Annotated in this window: 19 protein-coding genes and 1 riboswitch; of the genes, 8 read left to right on the top strand and 11 right to left on the bottom strand. The window is 70.8% G+C overall.

Translation table 11 applies throughout. The annotated features are described in order from the left end of the window. Window positions 1–160 precede the first annotated feature (160 nt). The 8 genes from J2X60_RS17720 to gcvT all read right to left on the bottom strand — a co-directional run bounded on the left by J2X60_RS17720 (window position 161) and on the right by gcvT (window position 10,919). Window positions 161–616 (bottom strand): PH domain-containing protein, encoded by a 456-nt coding sequence (locus J2X60_RS17720; RefSeq protein ID WP_309778898.1) that lies wholly within the window; start codon window positions 614–616, stop codon window positions 161–163. 98 nt (window positions 617–714) lie between these two features. Further along, complete coding sequence (locus tag J2X60_RS17715) at window positions 715–2,457, bottom strand: ABC transporter ATP-binding protein (protein ID WP_070416715.1); 1,743 nt, start codon at window positions 2,455–2,457, stop codon at window positions 715–717. Beyond that, entirely contained in the window at window positions 2,454–3,404 is a 951-nt protein-coding gene (locus tag J2X60_RS17710) for an ABC transporter permease (protein ID WP_070416716.1), read from the bottom strand. The genes J2X60_RS17715 and J2X60_RS17710 overlap by 4 nt, the downstream gene beginning before the upstream one ends. Continuing rightward, entirely contained in the window at window positions 3,394–4,323 is a 930-nt protein-coding gene (locus tag J2X60_RS17705) for an ABC transporter permease (protein ID WP_071294538.1), read from the bottom strand. The genes J2X60_RS17710 and J2X60_RS17705 overlap by 11 nt, the downstream gene beginning before the upstream one ends. A 231-nt stretch (window positions 4,324–4,554) precedes the next feature. After that, entirely contained in the window at window positions 4,555–6,183 is a 1,629-nt protein-coding gene (locus tag J2X60_RS17700; protein WP_070416718.1) for an ABC transporter substrate-binding protein, read from the bottom strand. A 314-nt stretch (window positions 6,184–6,497) separates the two neighbouring features. Then, window positions 6,498–9,422, bottom strand: a complete 2,925-nt coding sequence (gene gcvP, locus J2X60_RS17695) for an aminomethyl-transferring glycine dehydrogenase (RefSeq protein WP_309889376.1) — start codon at window positions 9,420–9,422, stop codon at window positions 6,498–6,500. Continuing rightward, window positions 9,419–9,796, bottom strand: a complete 378-nt coding sequence (gene gcvH / locus J2X60_RS17690) for a glycine cleavage system protein GcvH (RefSeq protein WP_071294536.1) — start codon at window positions 9,794–9,796, stop codon at window positions 9,419–9,421. Before gcvH ends, gcvP begins: the two co-directional genes overlap by 4 nt. 4 nt (window positions 9,797–9,800) lie before the next feature. Further along, window positions 9,801–10,919 carry a glycine cleavage system aminomethyltransferase GcvT gene (gene gcvT / locus J2X60_RS17685; protein ID WP_309889374.1) on the bottom strand — a complete coding sequence of 373 codons (1,119 nt, stop codon included), beginning with the start codon at window positions 10,917–10,919 and terminating at the stop codon, window positions 9,801–9,803. Window positions 10,920–11,089: 170 nt separating this feature from the next. After that, window positions 11,090–11,192: riboswitch (glycine riboswitch) on the bottom strand. A gap of 93 nt (window positions 11,193–11,285) precedes the next feature. Between gcvT and J2X60_RS17680 the strand changes: the two genes are divergently transcribed. From J2X60_RS17680 to J2X60_RS17665, 4 genes are read left to right on the top strand one after another with little or no spacing between them, the layout of a single operon-like run. Next, the gene (locus tag J2X60_RS17680; RefSeq protein WP_309889371.1) at window positions 11,286–11,660 is read left to right on the top strand and encodes a BlaI/MecI/CopY family transcriptional regulator; all 375 of its coding nucleotides are present in this window, start codon (window positions 11,286–11,288) and stop codon (window positions 11,658–11,660) included. 10 nt (window positions 11,661–11,670) lie between these two features. Continuing rightward, complete coding sequence (locus tag J2X60_RS17675) at window positions 11,671–12,411, top strand: M56 family metallopeptidase (RefSeq protein WP_309889369.1); 741 nt, start codon at window positions 11,671–11,673, stop codon at window positions 12,409–12,411. Window positions 12,412–12,446: 35 nt separating this feature from the next. Continuing rightward, entirely contained in the window at window positions 12,447–12,929 is a 483-nt protein-coding gene (locus J2X60_RS17670; RefSeq protein WP_070416724.1) for an FBP domain-containing protein, read from the top strand. After that, window positions 12,926–13,180 (top strand): hypothetical protein, encoded by a 255-nt coding sequence (locus J2X60_RS17665; protein ID WP_071294534.1) that lies wholly within the window; start codon window positions 12,926–12,928, stop codon window positions 13,178–13,180. Before J2X60_RS17670 ends, J2X60_RS17665 begins: the two co-directional genes overlap by 4 nt. A 19-nt stretch (window positions 13,181–13,199) precedes the next feature. Here the strand turns inward: J2X60_RS17665 and J2X60_RS17660 are convergent, their stop codons facing one another. After that, window positions 13,200–14,087 (bottom strand): LysR substrate-binding domain-containing protein, encoded by an 888-nt coding sequence (locus tag J2X60_RS17660; RefSeq protein WP_309889366.1) that lies wholly within the window; start codon window positions 14,085–14,087, stop codon window positions 13,200–13,202. Window positions 14,088–14,156: 69 nt separating this feature from the next. Between J2X60_RS17660 and J2X60_RS17655 the strand changes: the two genes are divergently transcribed. Beyond that, a complete protein-coding gene (locus J2X60_RS17655; RefSeq protein ID WP_309889364.1) occupies window positions 14,157–14,654 on the top strand; it encodes a GNAT family N-acetyltransferase in 498 nt (165 codons plus the stop codon). A 43-nt stretch (window positions 14,655–14,697) separates the two neighbouring features. Further along, window positions 14,698–14,898 (top strand): hypothetical protein, encoded by a 201-nt coding sequence (locus J2X60_RS17650; RefSeq protein WP_071294532.1) that lies wholly within the window; start codon window positions 14,698–14,700, stop codon window positions 14,896–14,898. 114 nt (window positions 14,899–15,012) lie between these two features. Here the strand turns inward: J2X60_RS17650 and J2X60_RS17645 are convergent, their stop codons facing one another. Further along, a complete protein-coding gene (locus tag J2X60_RS17645) occupies window positions 15,013–16,200 on the bottom strand; it encodes an aminotransferase class I/II-fold pyridoxal phosphate-dependent enzyme (RefSeq protein ID WP_309889362.1) in 1,188 nt (395 codons plus the stop codon). A gap of 46 nt (window positions 16,201–16,246) precedes the next feature. Beyond that, window positions 16,247–17,137: a helix-turn-helix domain-containing protein gene (locus J2X60_RS17640; RefSeq protein WP_309889360.1), complete on the bottom strand. Its 891-nt coding sequence runs from the start codon at window positions 17,135–17,137 to the stop codon at window positions 16,247–16,249. A 97-nt stretch (window positions 17,138–17,234) separates the two neighbouring features. Here J2X60_RS17640 and J2X60_RS17635 point away from each other — a divergent pair, with 97 nt between their 5' ends. Next, complete coding sequence (locus J2X60_RS17635) at window positions 17,235–18,011, top strand: isocitrate lyase/phosphoenolpyruvate mutase family protein (RefSeq protein WP_309889358.1); 777 nt, start codon at window positions 17,235–17,237, stop codon at window positions 18,009–18,011. 83 nt (window positions 18,012–18,094) lie between these two features. After that, on the top strand, window positions 18,095–18,721 hold the full coding sequence (locus J2X60_RS17630) for an HD domain-containing protein (protein ID WP_309889357.1): 627 nt from the start codon (window positions 18,095–18,097) through the stop codon (window positions 18,719–18,721). The last annotated feature ends 34 nt before the right edge of the window (window positions 18,722–18,755 follow it).

The following is an 18,755-nucleotide window of genomic DNA, read 5'->3' as shown; positions in this document are numbered from 1 at the left end:
GGCCGCGCGGGGGGGTGCCATCAACCCACACCTCCAACACACCCCGCCCCCCGGGGGGGGGGGCGGCTGGGTTTTCCCCTTTTTCGGGCTGGTGGGGGGGGGGGCGGGGGGGGGGGGCCCCCGCGCCCCCCCCGCCTCCCGTCCGTCCTGTCGGGACGTCTCAGACGACGATCGCGACGACGCAGAGGGCGAACACGGCGATGCCGGACGCGACGGCCGGCACGTCCCAGCCCCGGACGACGGGGGCGTCGGGCGTGCGCCCGTGTCGTTCCGACCAGCGGTCGCGGACCGCGACGAACTCGTCCGGCTGCCGCAGCACGCGGGGCTCCCCGCGTCGGGTCGGCTTCGGCCGCGGCAGCGACGGACCACCCCAGCAGGTGAGCCGGCGGCCGTCGGCGAGGTCGAGCACGATCTGCCAGCGCATCCGGACGTCCTCGACGGCGCCCCACGGGACCGTCGTGGACCGGAGCGGGTTCACCACCGTGATCGCTTCGTCGGTGATCCGCACGTGCGGGCGGAAGGTGAGCACCCAGAGCACCCAGACGAGCGCGGCGAGGGGACCGACGGCGTGCAGGACGACGTCCCAGCTCCCCCGCACCGCGGCGTCGCCGAGCATGAACAGCGCCAGGAACGCGACGAGGCCGGACGCGACCGCGCCTCCGCGGCCTGCGCGGAGGACGACGGTGCGTCCGGCCTCGTTCGTGTCCAGCAGGATCAGCGTCCGAACTCGAACCCGGCGCCGGGGATGGCGTCCAGCAGGTCCTTCGTGTACTGCTCGCGCGGGTTGGCGAAGACCTCGTCGGTGGTCGCCTTCTCGACGATCTGTCCCTTGCGCATGACGCAGACGTTGTCCGCCACGAGGCGGACGACGGCCAGGTCGTGCGTGATGAACAGGTAGGTCAGGCCCAGCTCGGACTGCAGCTCGGTGAGCAGGTCGAGGATCTGGCCCTGCACGAGCACGTCGAGCGCGGAGACCGCCTCGTCGAGCACGATGACCTCGGGCTTGAGCGCGAGGGCCCGCGCCACGGCGATGCGCTGCCGCTGCCCGCCCGAGAGCTCGTTCGGGTAGCGGTTCACCATCGACTTCGGCAGCGCGACCTGGTCGAGCAGTTCGAGCACGCGGGCCCGGCGGGACGCCTTGTCGCCCACCTTGTGCGTGTGCAGCGGCTCGGCGATCGTGTTCCCGACGTTGTACATCGGGTCCAGCGAGCCGTACGGGTCCTGGAAGACCGGCTGCACGCGGCGACGGAAGTCGAAGAGGTCCTTGCCCTTCAGCGCGCCGATGTCGATGCCGTCGAACTGCACCGTGCCGCTCGTGATGGCCTCGAGCTGCAGGACGAGTTTCGCGACGGTCGACTTGCCCGAACCGGACTCGCCGACGAGCGCCGTGGTGGTGCCCTTCGGGATCGAGAACGACACGTCGTCGACGGCCTTCAGCTCGCGGGAGGCGAGGTTCTTGCCACGCAGCTTGTAGACCTTCTCGAGGTTCTTCACCACGATGAGGTCCTTCGCCGGCGCCTGCTCGCGCTCCTGGGCGCGGGCGAGGAGCTCGGCGTCGTCGCTGCCGACGTCCGCGATGTCGACACGCTGGTGCTGCACCTTGGACTGGATGCGGCGGCTCGCGAGCGACGGTGCCGCCGCGACGAGGCGCTGCGTGTACGGGTGCCGCGGGTTCGCCAGGATCTCCTTCGAGGGCCCGGCCTCGACGACCTGGCCCTTGTACATCACGACGAGCTTCTCGGCGCGCTCGGCAGCGAGGCCGAGGTCGTGCGTGATGAACAGGACGGACGTGCCGAAGTCGCGGGTGAGGGTCTCGAGGTGGTCGAGGATGACGCGCTGCACGGTGACGTCGAGCGCACTCGTCGGCTCGTCGGCGATGAGCAGCTTCGGGCGGCTCGACAGACCGATGCCGATGAGCACGCGCTGCCGCATGCCGCCGGAGAACTCGTGCGGGTACTGCTTCAGGCGGGTCGACGCGTCGCCGAGGCCGGCCTCCTGCAGCACCTCGACCGCACGGGCACGGATGGCGTGCTTGCCGGTCGCGATGCCGTTGGCCTTGATGGCCTCTTCGACCTGGAACCCGATCGACCACAGCGGGTTGAGGTTCGACATGGGGTCCTGGGGGACGTAGCCGATCTCCTTCCCGCGGATCTCCGACATCTCCTTGTCGCTCAGGCCGACGAGCTCGCGCCCGTTGAACTTGATCGACCCGCCGGTGACCTGGCCGGTGCCGGGCAGGAGCTTGATGATCGCCTGGGCGCTCGTCGACTTGCCGGAGCCGGACTCGCCGACGATCGCGAGCCGCTCACCCTGCTCGAGGGTGAAGCTGGCACCGCGGACCGCCTGGACGAAGCCGTTCTGCGTCTTGAAGCCGACCTCGAGGTCGGTGATCTCGAGCAGGGGCGCACCGGAGCCGCCGGTACGGCTGGCGTTCGGCTGGGTCAGTGTCTCGCTCATCGGCGGGCCCTCGCCTTCGGGTCGAGTGCGTCGCGGACCACGTCACCGAGGAGGAGGAACGCGAGCACGGTGATGGACAGGGCGGCGGACGGCCAGAAGATGGTCGACGGCGCGGTGCGGATCGACGCCTGGGCGTTGCCGATGTCGACACCCCAGCTGAGCGCCGACTGCGGCAGTCCGATACCGAGGAAGGACAGCGTGGCCTCGGCGACGATGAACGTGCCGAGGGACACCGTCGCGACGACGATGACCGGTGCGAGCGAGTTCGGGACGACGTGGCGGACCAGCGTGGTGAAGCGGCTGACACCGAGCGCGGCCGAGGCCGTCACGTAGTCGGACTGCTTCGCGCTGAGCACGGCGCCGCGCATGATGCGGGCGATCTGCGGCCACGCGAACACGGCCAGCACGAGCGACACCGTCAGGGCGTTCCGCGCGGGGATCACGGACATGATCACGATCGCGCCGAGGACCGTCGGGATCGAGAAGAAGATGTCACCGATGCGGGACACGATCGTGTCGAGCCACCCGCCGAAGAAGCCGGCGAGGGCACCGATCACGATGCCGACGATCGAGACGAGGACCGTCGCGACGACACCGACGATGAGCGAGTTGCGCGTGCCCCAGATGGTGCGGGCGTAGACGTCGTTGCCCTGGCGGTTGAAGCCCAGGATGTGGCCGGCCTCGGGTCCCTCGTTGCTCTTCGCCAGGTCCGCCGCACGCGGGTCGACGTGGGCGAAGAGCCCCGGGAAGAGCGCCACGAGGACGATCAGCAGGATGAGGACCGACGACACCCAGAACATCGGACGGGTCCGCATCGAGTCCCAGGCGTCGCTCCAGGTCGAACGGGTCTTCTCGTCCTCGTTGACCTGGTCGACCGCCTGGAGCGGGGTCTCCTCGAGCGGGGCGACGTAGTGCGTCGCCGAGCGGGGTGCGGCGTTACTTGGCATAGCGGATCCTCGGGTCCAGGACGGCGTAGAGCAGGTCGACCAGGAGGTTGGCGAGCATGAAGATGATGACCATCACGGCGACGAACGACACGACGGTCGGACCCTCGCCGAGCTTGACGGCCTGGAACACCGTGCCACCCACACCGTGGATGTTGAAGATGCCCTCGGTGACGACCGCGCCGACCATCAGGTTGCCGATGTCGACACCCAGGTAGGTCACCACGGGGATGAGCGAGTTGCGGAAGATGTGCACACCCACCACGCGACGGCGCGGGAGCCCCTTCGCGGTCGCGGTGCGGACGAAGTCGGCCGACACGTTTTCGGCGACGCTCGCGCGGGTGAGGCGGACGATGTACGCGAACGACACCGACGCCAGCACGATCGCGGGCAGGACGAGCTCGGACCACGGCGCCTGACCCGACACCGTGACCCGGAACAGGCCGAGGTTGATGCCGAGGACGTACTGCAGCAGGAAGCCGACCACGAACGTCGGGACCGAGATGAGCAGGAGGCTCACGACCAGGGCGGTCGCGTCGAAGAGCTTGCCCTTGCGGAGACCGGCGATGACACCGACGACGATGCCGGCGATCGACTCGAACAGCAGGGCGAGGATCGCGAGGCGAGCCGTGATCGGGAAGGCCTGCGCGAGCTGCGAGCTCACGGGCAGACCCGAGTAGGTCAGCCCGAGGTCGCCGCGGAACACGCCGCCGATCCAGAGCAGGTACTGGATGATGAACGGCTTGTCGAGGTTGTACTGCTGGCGCAGCTGCTCGATGACCTGCGGCGACGGCTGACGGTCACCGAACAGGGCGGCGATCGGGTCACCCGGCAGGGAGAACACCATGAAGTAGATGAGGAACGTGGCCCCGAAGAACACGGGGATGAGTTGCAGGAGGCGCTTGCCGAGGTACCAGGCCATCAGATCCCTGCCTGGTTCGGGACGCGCATGTCGTTCAGGTTCATGTCGTGAGGGGTGGACGGTCCGCGGGTCGGCACGGGAGTCCGGTGCGGGCGGCGGCGCCCGCTGTGGTGGGGGAAGGTGTTGCCGCCGAGGTACGGGGGCTCGGGAGCCTGGTGGGCTCCCGAACCCCCGTCCGGTGGTCGCGGAGCAGGATACCCGTCCGCGATGTGTCTCACGAGGAGACTGAGGTTACTTCTTGACCTCGACGTCGTAGTACAGCGGCACCGAGTTCCAGCCGAACTTCACGTTCGACACGGTGTCCGCGTTCCACACGCCGGTGACGTTGGAGTACCACAGCGGGATCTCCGGGAGGTCCTTGAACAGGAGCTCCTGCGCCTGGTCGAAGAACTTGTTGCCCTCTTCGACGGTCGCGGCCGAACGGCCCTTCTGGAGGAGCTCGTTGTACTCGGCCGAGTCGTAGCGCGAGTAGTTGCTCGACGAGCCGTCACCCATGGTCGGGCCGAGGAAGTTGTACAGCGACGGGTAGTCCGCCTGCCAACCGGTACGGCTGCCGCCCGTGAGCTTGTCGTCCGTCTGGACCGCGAGGGCCTCGGCGAACGTCGGGTACGCCTTGCCCTCGGCCTTGATGCCGAGCGTGCTCGAGATCGAGTTCGTGACCGCGGTCACCCACGCCTCGTGCCCGCCGTCGGCGTTGTACGAGATGGTGAGGGTGTCGTTGTACTTCGAGATCTTGTCGGCCTCGGCCCACAGCTCCTTGGCCTTCGACTTGTCGTAGGTCAGGACGTCCGAACCGTCGAGGTCGTCGTTCCAGCCGGCGATCACCGGGGAGGTGAAGTCCTTGGCCGGGGTGCGGGTGCCGTCGAAGATCTTGTCGGTGATCTGCTTGCGGTTGATCGCCATCGAGATCGCCTCGCGGCGGAGCTTGCCCTCTTCACCCTTCCAGTGGTCGAGGTAGTAGGGCAGGTAGATCGCCTGGAAGATCGCGGCGGCCTGGTTGACGTTCGAGTCCGGGAAGTCGGACTTGTAGGTCGCGAAGGCGCTGTCCGGCACGGCGTCGAGGACGTCGAGGTTGCCGCCCTGCGCGTCGGAGTACGCGGTGTCCTGCGAGGTGTAGAACGTGACCGTCAGGCCACCGTTCTTCGGCTTGCGCTTGCCCTCGTAGTCCTTGTTGGTGACGAGCTTGATCGACTGGTTGTGCGTCCACGCACCCTTGCCGTCGAGCTTGTACGGGCCGTTGCCGATCGGGTTCTCACCGAAGGCCTTGGTGTCCTTGTAGAACTCCGAGGGCAGCGGCACGAACGCCGAGTAGCCGAGCGACAGCGGGAAGTCCGACTGGGCCGACTTGAGCGTCACGGTGAACTCGTCGTCGCTGACGACCTTGAGGCCGGTGAGCTCGGAGTCCTTCGTGGCGTCGTAGCCCTCGATGTTCTCGAAGAAGTAGCTCGCGCCCTGCTTGTTCGAGAACTGGGCGGCCCAGTTCCACGCCTTCGTGAACGACTCGGCCGTGACCTTCTCGCCGTTGGTGAAGGTGTAGTCCGTGTTGAGCTTGATGTCGAACGTCTTCGAGTCATCGGTGTCGATGCTCTTCGCGACCTCGTTCACCGGCTTGCCCTTGGCGTCGTAGGACACCAGGCCTTCGAAGATCGAGTCGATGATCTTGCCGCCGCCGACCTCGGTGGTGTTCGAGGGGATGAGCGGGTTCTGGGGCTCGTTGCCGTTGGTGGTGACGATGCCGGACGCGTTCGTCGAGCCCGCCTTGTCACCTCCACTGCTGCTGTTGCTGGAGCAGCCGGCCAGGGCGATTGCTGTGGCCCCGAGCACGGCGAGGGCTGCGAGCCCAGCGCGCTTCTTGATCAAGATTCCTCCTGGTGCATGGGACGCGGCGGGCGCACGGGTGCCTGCTCGCCACGTTTGACCTTTGCACTGTAGGCAGTGTGGGGAGTGCTCACCAAGCCCAGGGGAGATCGGTTACAAATCGGAAACCAAGTTGCACGATCCTTGCGAGAGGATGCAAGATTCGGGCGGATCGCGGACGCCGGGGCGAGATTGTTGCAACCGCATCGAAATGCTTGCGTCTGTGCACAACTCTGTGCAAGCCGACTGCCTGCCTGCGCACAGCAGTGTGCCCCGCCCGGGACACCGGACGGGGCACACGCTACTCGGGCTCGGGCTCAGGCGAACGCCTCGACCGGCGGGCAGGCGCACACGAGGTTCCGGTCGCCGTACGCCTGGTCGATCCGGCGCACCGGCGGCCAGTACTTCCGGGCGCTGATGCCGGGCAGCGGGTACACCGCCTGCTCGCGGGTGTAAGCGTGCGTCCACTCCCCCGAGATCACGGACGACGCGGTGTGTGGGGCGTGCACGAGCGGGTTGTCGTCCACCGGCCACTCCCCGCGCTCGACCGCCGAGGCCTCAGCACGGATGGCGAGCATCGCGTCGACGAAACGGTCGAGCTCGGCGAGGTCCTCGCTCTCGGTCGGCTCGACCATGAGCGTGCCCGCGACCGGGAACGACATCGTCGGGGCGTGGAACCCGTAGTCGACCAGGCGCTTCGCGACGTCGTCCACCGTGATGCCCGTCGTGTCCCGGAGCGGGCGGAGGTCGAGGATGCACTCGTGCGCGACGAGACCCGACTCCCCCGTGTAGAGCACCGGGAACGCGTCGCGCAGGCGTGCGGCGATGTAGTTCGCCCCGAGCACCGCGGCCTCGGTCGCACGGGTGAGCCCCTCGAGCCCCATCATCCGGACGTACGTCCACGTGATCGGCAGGATGCTCGGGCTGCCGTACGGCGCTGCACTGACCGGGCCACCGGCGTGCGCGTCGCGGTCGGAACCCTCGGCGCGTACGGAGCCGGTGCGACGGTCGGCGTCCTGCGCGAACGGGTGGCCCGGCAGGAACGGTGCGAGGTGCGACTTCGCCGCGACCGGCCCGACCCCGGGCCCGCCGCCGCCGTGCGGGATGCAGAACGTCTTGTGCAGGTTGAGGTGCGAGACGTCCCCGCCGAAGTCGCCGAACCGAGCGTGGCCGAGCAGGGCGTTGAGGTTCGCGCCGTCGACGTAGACCTGGCCACCGGCGTCGTGCACGGCGGCGCAGATCTCGCGGATGTCGTGCTCGTAGACGCCGTGCGTGGACGGGTAGGTGATCATGAGCGCGGCGAGCTGGTCGCCGTGCTGCTCGGTCTTCGCACGGAGGTCGTCGAGGTCGACGTTGCCGTTCTCGTCGCAGGCCACCACGACGACCTGCATGCCGGCGAGGACGGCCGACGCGGCGTTCGTGCCGTGCGCGCTCGACGGGATGAGGCAGACCGTGCGGGACTCGTCGCCGCGGGACCGGTGGTACCCGCGGATCGCCAGGAGTCCGGCGAGTTCGCCCTGACTGCCGGCGTTCGGCTGCAGGGAGACCGTGTCGTACCCGGTGACCTCGGCCAGCCAGGACTCGAGGTCGCCGATCATGTCGAGGTAGCCCTCGACGTCGTCGCGCGGCGCGAACGGGTGGATGTTCGCGAACTCCGGCCACGTCACGGCCGCCATCTCGGTCGCCGCGTTGAGCTTCATCGTGCAGCTGCCGAGCGGGATCATGCCGCGGTCGAGCGCGTAGTCCTTGTCGGCGAGGTGCTTGAGGTAGCGCATCATCCGGGTCTCGCTGCGGTGCGCACTGAAGACCGGGTGCGTCAGGTACTCGCTGCTCCGCAGCAGGTCGGACGGGAGGCGCGTGGCCGCGTCCCGCACGGCGGTCTCCGTCGCCGGGACGGTCGCGTCGACCGCGCCGAACACGACGGCGAGGGCCGTCACGTCCTCGGGCGTCGTCGTCTCGTCGACGGACAGCTGGAAGGTGTCGGCGTCGACGAGGTGCAGCAGGCGGTCCGCGTCACGGGCCGCGGCGACGAGTGCCTCGGCGCGTCCGGGGGCGCGGAGGGTGAGCGTGTCGAAGAACGCGTCGTGCACGACCTCGAGCCCGGCGTCACGGGCGGCCCCGGCGAGCGCCGACGTCGTCCGGGCGACGCGGCCCGCGATGAAGCGGAGCCCCTCGGGTCCGTGGTACACGGCGTACATCGAGGCCATCACGGCGAGCAGGACCTGCGCGGTGCAGATGTTGCTCGTCGCCTTCTCGCGGCGGATGTGCTGCTCGCGGGTCTGCAGGCTGAGGCGGTAGGCCATCTGCCCGTCGGCGTCGAAGGACACCCCGACGAGGCGGCCGGGCAGCTGGCGCTCGAGGCCGGCACGGACGGCGAGGTACCCGGCGTGCGGACCACCGAAGCCGAGCGGGACGCCGAAGCGCTGGCTCGTGCCCACGGCGACGTCGGCGCCGAGGTCGCCGGGGCTGGCGAGGAGCGTCATCGCGAGGAGGTCCGCCGCGACGACCGCGATGCCCCCACCGGCGTGCACGCGCTCGATGACCGATGACGGGTCGACGATCCGACCGGAGGCACCGGGGTACTGCACGATGACGCCGAAGGCACCGTCGAGCTGCTCGTCGGTCGGTCCGGCCACGGCGTCGAACCCGCGCAGGGCGATGCCGACGGCTTCGGCCCGGTGGTCGAGGAGCGCGCGGGTCTGCGGCAGCAGGTCGGCGTCGACGAGGAACGCGTCGCCCTTGACCTTGGACGCCCGGCGGGCGAGGAGCATGCCCTCGACCACGGCCGTGCCCTCGTCGAGCATCGAGGCGCCGGCGGTGGCCATGCCCGTCAGGTCGGAGACCATGGTCTGGAAGTTGATGAGCGCCTCGAGCCGGCCCTGCGAGATCTCCGGCTGGTACGGCGTGTAGGCCGTGTACCAGCTGGGGTTCTCGAGCACGTTCCGCTGGATCACCGCGGGGGTGTGGGTGCCGTGGTACCCGAGCCCGATCATGGCGCGACGGACGGTGTTGCGGGCGGCCTTGGCCCGGAGTTCGGCGAGCGCCTCGGTCTCACCGATCGCCGCGGGGATGCCCGAGTGGACGGTCGGCGCCGCGTGGATCGCCTCGGGGATCGCGGCGCGGACGAGGGCGTCGAGGGACGGCTGACCGACGGCGTCGAGCATCGTGCGCTGGTCGGCCGGGGTGGTGCCGATGTGGCGGTCGGCGAAGGACGTCTGGAGGTTCTGGAGGTCGCCGGTCATGCGATGGACGCCCGGTACGCGTCGTGGTCCATGAGGTCCTCGGGGAAGGAGGTGCCGTCCACCTTGATCTTGACGAGCCAGCCGGCGCCGAACGGGTCCTGGTTGACGGTGTCGGGGGCGTCGACGACGGCGTCGTTGATCGCCACGACCTCGCCCTCGATCGGGGCGAAGAGCTCGCCGACGCTCTTGGTCGACTCGATCTCGCCGATCTGCTCGCCCGCGGTGGTGGCGGTGCCGACGGCGGGGAGCTCGACGTAGACGACGTCACCGAGCTGTTCGGCGGCGTGGTCGGTGATGCCGACGGTGACGGTGTCGCCCTCGACGAGCAGCCACTCGTGGTCGGCCGTGTACTGGAGTGCGGTCTGGTCGGTCATTGCATCAGCCTTTCGAGGCGCGGCGGTAGAAGGGGAACGCGGTGACGGTGCTGGGGACGGCCGTTCCGCGGACGTCGATGTGGAGGAGCTGTCCCTCGGTGGCGAGTGCCGGGTCGACGAACGCCATCGCGACGGGGTGGCCGAGGGTCGGCGAGAGCGCACCGGAGGTGACGGTGCCGACGACGACGCCGTCCTGCACGACGTCGTACCCGGCACGCGGGGCCCGGCGGCCCTCGGTGACCAGGCCGACGAGCACGCGGGCGTCGTCCGACGGGGTGACGCCGGTGGCGCCGACGAAGTCGCCGTCCTTCGCCACGACCCGGCCGAGGCCGGCCTGGGCGGGACGGACGTCGGTGCCGAGCTCGTGCCCGTAGAGCGGCATGCCCGCCTCGAGCCGGAGGGTGTCGCGGGCGGCGAGTCCGGCGGGGACGACCCCGCGGTCGGCGCCGGCCTCGAGCAGGGCGTCCCAGAGCGCTCCAGCGACGGACGGGTCGCTGTAGACCTCGAAGCCGTCCTCGCCGGTGTAGCCGGTGCGGGCGACGAGGACCTCGGCGCCGTCGAACACCGCGTGCACTGCCCGGTAGTACCCGAGCTCGTCGAGGGGGCTCTCCGGCTGGAGCCGGTCGGCGACGACGAGCGCGTCGAGCGTCCCGGCAGCTGCCGGGCCCTGGATCGCGACCAGTGCGGTGGTGTCCGAGTCGTCCGACACCTCGACGTCGAAGCCGTCGGCCCGTGCGGTCAGGGCGTCCACCGCGACCTGCCGGTTCGACGCGTTCGCGACGACGAGGAAGACGTCCTCGTCGGTGCGGTAGACGACGAGATCGTCGAGGATGCCGCCGTCCTCGGCGAGGAGGAGTGAGTACTTCGCCCGTCCGACCGGCATCGCGCCGAACGACCCGGCGAGTGCGTGGTCAAGGAAGGCCACTGCCTGCGGACCGGTGACGCCGACCTCGGCCATGTGCGAGAGGTCGAAGACACCGGCGGCCCGACGCACGGCGTGGTGCTCGGCGAGGTCGGACGAGTACCGGACGGGCATCCGGTACCCGGCGAAGTCGGTGAAGGTGGCGCCGGCGGCTTCGTGGGCGGGCTCCAGCGGCGACGAGCGCAGTGGGGACGTTGGCATGGGCGGAGTTCTCCTGGCATCGGCAGGACCCGACGACCGTCGTCGGGCGGAACTCCCCCTCTGTCATGGGCCTGAGAGTTTCACCGCGGCCCGTGAGGTCCGGCGGCTTTCACCGTGGGCGAGCCACGGACCGACCCGGTGGGGGCATCGTGGCTGCTTTTCAGAGTGGCCTGTCCGCTGCGGTGTGGGACCTGAGAGATTGTCGGGGGGATTGCTCCTTCGGTGCCGTGCGGGGTGCCCAGGGCACCGCACGACGTCTCCCGCGACGGATGAACGGCCGGTCTTCAGTTGTCGGCCCGATCATACCGACCCCGCGTTTCGGGCATGTGACGGACCCGGTGGTTCGACATCTCGTAGAATGCGGGGATGGCAGGTCAGCGATCACGCCCCCGCGGGCAGCTCGAGCAGGCGGTGCTCGACGCGCTCTGGTCGGCGGACGGCGGGCTCAGCGCGCGCCAGGTGCTCGACGCCTTCCCCGAACCCCGGCCCGCACTGACGACCGTGCTCACCGTGCTCGACCGCCTCGGCCGCAAGGGCCGGGTGGAGCGGCAGCAGCACGACGACGCACCGCTCACCTTCCGTGCGACCAACAGCAGGGAGGAGCAGACCGCATCCCTCATGTCGAACGCCCTCGCCGCGGCGAGCGACCGCGAAGCCGCCCTGCTGCAGTTCACCGGCTCGCTCGCCTCCGACGACCTCGACGTCATCCGCCGCGCCCTCGACGCCCGAGCCCGTTCCTGACGGATCCGCCGTGGTCGTCACCGGAGCCGTCCTCATCGCGCTCGCCCTGGCGGTCGTGGTCCTCGCGCCCCGGGTCCTGACCCGCTCCGCGTGGACGATCGACCGGCCCCGCACCGCGCTGGTGTGCTGGTCGGTGGCGGTGCTGCTCGGCATCGTCGGCTTCGTCGCGGGCATCACGTTGCTCGTCGTGGCGAACCGCCCGATCACCGACCCGATGGGCTTCGGCGGCTCCCCCACGCACGGCCTCAACGTCGGGGTCGCCCTGCTCGCCGTGCTCGCGTTCGTGATCGCGGTCCGGGTCCGGCCCGGCCCCGAGCACGAGGCCGTGCGCGAGGCGATGCGCTCCGGTGCGGCACCGCACCGCGAGATCGACGGCACGCCGGTGTCCGTCCTCGAGGCGGACCACGCACTCGCCTGCGCCGTCCCCGGCAGGTCCGGCGGCGTGCTCGTGAGCACCGGGCTCGCGGACCGTCTGCGCACCGACGAACTGGAGGCCGTGGTCGCCCATGAACGCGCGCACCTGACCCAGCGCCACGCGGTCGCGGTCGGGATCGCCGAGTCGATCGAGCGTGCGGTCCCGTGGATCCCCGGTGCGCGCGCCATGGCGCGCTCGACGCGCGTCCTCGTGGAGTTCGCCGCCGACGACGCGGCCGCACGACGTGTCGGACGCGACGCGCTGCGGCGAGCCGTCCTGGTGGCGGACGGGACGAGCGCGCTCGGGGCGATCCGCGCCTCCCGTCTGGGGTCCTGACGCGTGTCGGCGGTGGGGCATATGGTGATGGCACCGTGAAGCCACTGACCGAAGCAGACATCCGTTCGTCGTTCGTCAACGCCACCCCGGACGAACTCGCCCAGCTGCCCATCCCCGGCCTGCACGAGACGCTGTGGGACGAGCGCGAGTTCCTCGGGTGGCGCGATCCGCAGGCCGCCCGCCGCGGCTACATCGTGTCGTGGATCGACGACCGCCCGGTCGGGATCGTCGTGCGCTCCGCCGGCGGGTCCCTCCGCCCCGGGATCGCGGCGATGTGCTCGTTCTGCCACTCCCCGCAGCCGGCGACGCAGGTCCGCCTGTTCTCGGCCGCGCGTGCCGGAGAATCGGGGCGGAACGGCAACACCATCGGCTCCTACATCTGCGAGGACCTCGGGTGCCCGATGCTGATCCGCACCGCGCCGCCGCACCTCAACCCGCCGGCGACGATCGCGATGCGCGGCGAAGCACTCCTGCAGCGGGTGCGGAACTTCACCGAGGACGTGGCGAAGACCGCGTGAGCCGGTTCAGCACCGCCCGGTGGGCCGTCGTCGAGGAACTCGGGGACGGCCGGTGGCGCCTCACCCTGCGCGACGAGGCCGACGACGAGCTCGGCGCGTTCGGACTCGGCGTCGAGGGGCCGTGGGACCCGGACGTCGAACCGCACGTGGGCTTCGTGCTCGCGCAGCTCGGCCTGACGCTGCGCGGCACCCGACCCTGGCGGGTGGACGAGCTCGGGGACCAGCGGGCACCGGTGCTGCCGCTGGCGTGAGGGGACCAGCGCTGCGGACTCACTCCGTCGCGGCGATGAAGTTTCGCAGGATCTCGCGGTCGTCGTCGGCGCGGGCGGCCCAGACGAGCTCGCTCCGGTGGTCGTCCGCCTCGAGCGGCAGCAGCACGACGGTGTCCGGAGCGGCGAGCGTGGCGCTCTCCGGCGCCACCGTCACCCCGAGGCCGGCGCCGACCAGGTGCAGCACCGTGGCCCAGGTGGTGGCCTCCTGCACGACCACGGGTCGCCGGGCGCCGGACACCACCGGGGCGAGGTTGCGTTCGGTCGCGACCGATCCGGCCTCCGCCGGGAAGAACACGAACGGGTCGTCGAGCAGCTCGGGTCCCCGGATCGATGCCCGCGCCGCGAGCCGGTGCCCGCGCGGGACCGCTGCCACGAACCGCTCGCTGCGGAACGGCAGGAAGCGCACGGCCGGGTCGGGATCGGGATCTCGTACGATCGCCAGGTCGAGCTCCCCGCGGACGATCCGCGCCAGCAGGGTCGACGAGTAGCCCTCGGTGAGTTCCACGCGGACCAGCGGGTAACGCTCCCGGAACACCTGCACGCGTTCGATCGGACCGAGCGGCAGCGCGGAGACGACGAACCCGACGTCGAGCCGACCCGCTTCGCCCCGGCCCACCCGCACGGTCTCGTCGAGGTCCCGGCGAGCCTGCTGCAGGAGCGATCGTGCCCGGCCCTGCAGCACCCGTCCGGCCGGGGTGAGCGCGACGCTGCGGCTCGTCCGCACGAAGAGGTCGACGCCGAGCGCCCGTTCCGTCCGCCGGATCTGCTGCGACAGTGCCGGCTGCGCGATCCGGAGTGCCTCGGCAGCACGTCCGAAGTGCAGTTCGTCGGCCACGGCGAGGAACGCCCGGAGCTGCCGGAGGTCGACGTCGAGCTCGCGATCCATGCACACAGCGTATCGATCCGAGCGAACGAGTATTGGACGGGATTCGGCGCGGCGTCCGAGGATGGGTGCATGCCCGATGCGACCACCACCGACGCCGTCCTCATCACCGACATCGCCTCCGCTGCCGACGCCGAGGCGTTCCGCGTCCTCAACGAAGCGTGGATCAGCCGGTTCTTCACGCTCGAGGACGAGGACCGGAAGCTCCTGGGCGACCCGCTCGGCCAGATCGTCGAGCCCGGCGGCGCCGCGTTCGTCGCACGGCTCGGATCGGACGGGCCGGTCATCGGCTGCGTCGGCATCGCGCCCGTCAGGCCCGGGGTGTTCGAGCTGGTCAAGATGGCCGTCTCGCCCGAGCACCAGGGGCACGGCACCGGCCGGAAGCTCGTCGCCGCAGCGCTCGAACGTGCCCGGGCGATCGGCGCGCACCGGGTGGTGCTGGAGAGCAACGCGCAGCTGGCCAGCGCCGTGCACCTGTACGAGGCGTTCGGGTTCCGCCACCTCGGCCACGACGAGGTCGCGCCCAGCCCCTACGCCCGCGCGGACGTCCACATGGCGCTCGACCTCTGAGCGGAGCCGTCAGGGAGCGGTACCGACCCGGTACGCTCGCGGCATGGCGACACACGAGGTGCAGGCCGTCCGCGAACGCGGCGCGTGGCAGGTGTTCATCGACGGGTTCCTGGTGACCGAGGTCACCCGGTGGCCCTCCGTCGGGTTCGTCGCCCGCGAGTGGATCGGTCTCACCGAAGAGGTGCCCGCGCGCGAGGTCGACCTGACGATCCGCGTCGTCGGACGCAACCAGTACGTGGCCTGACGCCCGACCCGAGTAGCCGACCCGCGCCTCCAGGCCGACGGCAACAGCCGACAGCCGACAGCCGACAGCCGACAGCCGACAGCCGACAGCTGACGGCCCACACCAGCCCGCCGCTCACGCGACGTGCCAGACCAGCCCCTCTTGCGCACTCGACGGGTAGGCCGCCGCGATCCGCAGCACCGCCTCGCGCAGCGTGTCCGGCGAGCACGCCAGGTTGAGCCGCGCGAACCCGCGGCCCTGCGACCCGAACCCGAGGCCGGAGTTCAACGCGACGTAGGCGTGCTCCCGGAGCGGCACGGCCGGGTCGTCTCCGAGCCCGATGCCGCGGAAGTCGAGCCACGCCAGGTAGCCGGCGCGGGGCCGGGTGTACACGACGCCGGGCAGGTGCTCCGCGAGGAGGGAGCCGAGCAACCGCTCGTTCGCGACGATCCGGGCGACCACGTCGTCGAGCCAGTCCGTCGCCAAGCTGAACGCCGCGAGGTTCGCGTGCAACCCGAGGATGCTCGTGCGGCAGGCGACCTCCTCCCAGAGCGTGTCGAGGAGCGCTGCCGTCCGTGCGTCCCCGGCGACGATGATCGAGCACTTCACCCCGGCGAGGTTCCAGCCCTTGCTCGCGCTCGTGACGCAGATGCTCCGCGCACCGGCGGGCTCGGCCACCGCGGCGAACGGGGTGAAGCGGACACCGGGGTGCGTCAGCGGTGCGTGGATCTCGTCGCTGATGACGAGGACGTCGTACCGTGCAGCCAGTTCGGCGAGCGCCACGAGGTCGTCGTGGTCGTGCACGAGGCCGACGGGGTTGTGCGGGTTGCAGAGCAGGAAGACGCGGACGCCGTCGTCGAAGGCGCGCTCGAGGCCCTCGAGGTCGAGCCGGTAGACGCCCCACTGCTCGAGCAGCGGGACCTCCTCGACCTGACATCGGGCCTCTTCGACGAGCTCGAAGAACGGCGGGTACACCGGCGGCGTGATCGCTACACGACCGCCGTCCGGCAGCGCGAGGCGGAGCGACTCGACGATCCCGACACTGACGTCCGTGGCGAGGTACACCCGGGCGGGGTCGACGTCCCAGCCCCAGCGGTCCTTCGCGAACGCGGCGAACGCCGGTGCGAGCGGCCCGGGCCCGTCGAGGTACCCGAGGTCGGACTGCTGCACGCGCTCGATGAGCGCCTGCCGGATCGCCGGCGCGACCTCGTGGTCCATCTCGGCGACGAACAGGGGCAGCACGTCGGGCGCGTACCGCGTCCACTTGATGCTCGTGCGGACCCCTCGCAGGGTGCCGACCGGGTCCTCCTCGTCGTGCGCCATGCGTCCCAGCATGCATCGGACTGGAGGCGCGGCGCGAGTCCTGCCGTCATCCTGCGTCGTCCGCGGGCTCGGGCTCGACCGCGAGCCAGAGCTCGGCCTCCGCGGTACGACCGCCGGGTGCGAGCCGGACACGAGCGATCTCCGGCGCCGCCACGAGACGGTACGGGTTGGCGGGCAACCACTCGCCGAACGCCTGCGGCCACAGCGCCTGGATCGATCCGGGCACCGGTCCCGAGCCGGAGAACACCACCCACGTCGCAGCCGGCACCTCGATGACGTCGAGGCCCGGTGCGCTCTCGACCGAGGTGGCGGCGACCACCGAGTAACGGAGGAGACTGCCGTCCGCGCGGCCCTCGGTGAACGCATCGGACACCGACAGCACGCCCGACGGCTCCTGGTCGGACAGTCCAGCGATGCGCTCCCGGTCCTCGGGGGTGATGCTGCGTTCGAACGCCTGGATCGCGTCGTTCGGCCCCTCGTACACGAGCGGGACACGGGTCGAGCGTCCGATGAGACGGAAGGCGGGTTTCTGGACGAGGCGGTACTGCACGGGAGTGCTCCCTTCGACGGTGAGACGGAAGGACAGCCGACCCTGCGACCGGAGGACGGCGCCGGGCTCGCGCGCCTCCTGCGGCCCGATGCCGTGCACGGCGCGGAACGCCCGCCCGAACGCATCGGCCGAGCCGTACCCGAAGCGTGCGGCGACGTCCGAGACGGTCGTCGTCCCCGAGGCGATGACGGCCGCGGCGAGCGTCATCCGCCGACGCCGGACGTACTCGGAGAGCGGCATCCCGGCGAGCGCGGAGAACACCCGCCGGAAGTGGTACTCGCTCGTCCCGGTGATGCGTGCGAGCTCGTCCACGTCGAGCACGGTGTCGTCCGGGCCGCCGTCGAGGTGTTCCTCGACCGCGGCGATCGCCTCGTTCCAACGCTCCATGTCGGTGTCCTTCCTGGTGGTGTCATCGACGCTACGGTGACGTCGCGCGACGGACACGATGATCCCTGCCCGGGCTGGTCGGCCTACTGTCTGGGTCATGAGCACGAGCACCGCCGACAAGGCGACCACCCTCAAGCAGCTGCACGAAGCACCGGAGATCCTCCGCGTCGTCAACGTCTGGGACGCGATCAGCGCGAGGGTCGTCAGCGACCTGCCGGAGACGAAGGCGATCGCCACCGCCGGGCACTCCATCGCCGCGTCGTACGGCTACGACGACGGCGGGATGCCGCTCGACCTGGCACTGTCGGGCGCCGCGATCGTCGCCGCCGCCACGGACCTGCCCGTCACGGTGGACCTCGACGACGGCTACGAGGACCCGGCCGAGACGATCCGCCGCGCGATCGCTGCGGGGATCGTCGGCGCGAACGTCGAGGACCGCCTCCGCCCGTTCGACGAGGCCGTCGCCCGGGTCGCGGCCATCACCGCCGCCGTCGAGGCCGAGGGCATCGACTTCCAGCTCAACGCCCGCACCGACGCCATCGCCCGCGGCGGGGACCGCCCGATCGAGGAGAGCATCGCCGACGCGATCGCCCGCGGCAAGGCCTTCCTCGACGTCGGCGCCCCGCTCGTCTTCGTCCCGGGGGCGGTCCAGCGCGACGTCGTCGAGCGCCTCGTGGATGGTCTCGGTCGCGGCAAGCTGTCCGTGATCGGGCTGCCCGGCGCCCTGCCCGCCGCCGAGTACGAGGCCCTCGGGGTCGCCCGCATCTCGTACGGGCCGCTCACGCAGCGCGTCGCGCTCCGCGCGCTGCGCGACCTGGCGACCGACCTGTACGGCGGTGGCGTCGTGCCGGAGGACACCCCGACCCTGAACTGAACCAACAGGCGGCCTGGAGGCGCGGTGCCAGCTGGCACCGCGCCTCCCGTCCGTCGGTCGGTCGCCTCCGATACCTTCTTGCCATGACCCTGGACGTCGACGCGCTGCTCGCACCGCCCTCCCCCGTGGCCGCGCGGGCGCTCGACGTCGTGCGTGCGTGGTCCCCGCCGGCGCTGGTGCACCACTGCCTGCGCTCGTGGGCGTGGGCGTCGCTCCTCGCACCGACCATCGAGCTCGAACCGGACCGTGAGCTGCTGTTCGTCGCCACGATGCTGCACGACCTCGGCGTGACGCCGTCCTTCGACGCCCACGCCGTGCCGTTCGAGGACGCCGGCGGTGCGGTCGGCAGCGTGTTCGCCCTCGGTGCCGGGTGGGACGCCGCCCGTGCCCGTCGGGTCGGTGAGGTGATCGAGCGCCACATGTGGACGTCGGTCGACCCCGCGCTCGACGTCGAGGGACACCTGCTCGAGGTCGCGACCTCGCTCGACGTCTCCGGGGCTGGGTTCGCCCGGTGGACGGCGTCAGACCTGCTCGCCGTCACCGCTGCAGTCCCCCGCCTCGACTTCTCCGAGGCGTTCGACGGGCTGATCCACGAGCAGGCCGGTCGCAAGCCGTCGTCCTCCGCCGCCAGACTCGACGGCTCGGGCAACGTCGCTGCCGGTGGGAGCCGCTGGACATCGTTCCTGGACAATCCGGGCATCGTCGAGTAGAGTGTTCTTTTGGTGCACTGCAGCGAACCCATCT

It is taken from the genome of Curtobacterium sp. 320, assembly GCF_031455235.1.
Taxonomy (GTDB): Bacteria; Actinomycetota; Actinomycetes; order Actinomycetales; family Microbacteriaceae; genus Curtobacterium.
This window is presented reverse-complemented; position numbering and strand designations above follow the sequence as displayed.

Coding starts and splice junctions, on each gene's coding strand:
- J2X60_RS17720 (WP_309778898.1), bottom strand. CDS start 616: ATGCTCGGCGACGCCGCGGTGCGGGGGAGCTGGGACGTCGTCCTGCAC.
- J2X60_RS17715 (WP_070416715.1), bottom strand. CDS start 2,457: ATGAGCGAGACACTGACCCAGCCGAACGCCAGCCGTACCGGCGGCTCC.
- J2X60_RS17710 (WP_070416716.1), bottom strand. CDS start 3,404: ATGCCAAGTAACGCCGCACCCCGCTCGGCGACGCACTACGTCGCCCCG.
- J2X60_RS17705 (WP_071294538.1), bottom strand. CDS start 4,323: ATGGCCTGGTACCTCGGCAAGCGCCTCCTGCAACTCATCCCCGTGTTC.
- gcvP (WP_309889376.1), bottom strand. CDS start 9,422: ATGACCGGCGACCTCCAGAACCTCCAGACGTCCTTCGCCGACCGCCAC.
- gcvH (WP_071294536.1), bottom strand. CDS start 9,796: ATGACCGACCAGACCGCACTCCAGTACACGGCCGACCACGAGTGGCTG.
- gcvT (WP_309889374.1), bottom strand. CDS start 10,919: ATGCCAACGTCCCCACTGCGCTCGTCGCCGCTGGAGCCCGCCCACGAA.
- J2X60_RS17680 (WP_309889371.1), top strand. CDS start 11,286: ATGGCAGGTCAGCGATCACGCCCCCGCGGGCAGCTCGAGCAGGCGGTG.
- J2X60_RS17660 (WP_309889366.1), bottom strand. CDS start 14,087: ATGGATCGCGAGCTCGACGTCGACCTCCGGCAGCTCCGGGCGTTCCTC.
- J2X60_RS17655 (WP_309889364.1), top strand. CDS start 14,157: ATGCCCGATGCGACCACCACCGACGCCGTCCTCATCACCGACATCGCC.
- J2X60_RS17650 (WP_071294532.1), top strand. CDS start 14,698: ATGGCGACACACGAGGTGCAGGCCGTCCGCGAACGCGGCGCGTGGCAG.
- J2X60_RS17645 (WP_309889362.1), bottom strand. CDS start 16,200: ATGGCGCACGACGAGGAGGACCCGGTCGGCACCCTGCGAGGGGTCCGC.
- J2X60_RS17640 (WP_309889360.1), bottom strand. CDS start 17,137: ATGGAGCGTTGGAACGAGGCGATCGCCGCGGTCGAGGAACACCTCGAC.
- J2X60_RS17635 (WP_309889358.1), top strand. CDS start 17,235: ATGAGCACGAGCACCGCCGACAAGGCGACCACCCTCAAGCAGCTGCAC.
- J2X60_RS17630 (WP_309889357.1), top strand. CDS start 18,095: ATGACCCTGGACGTCGACGCGCTGCTCGCACCGCCCTCCCCCGTGGCC.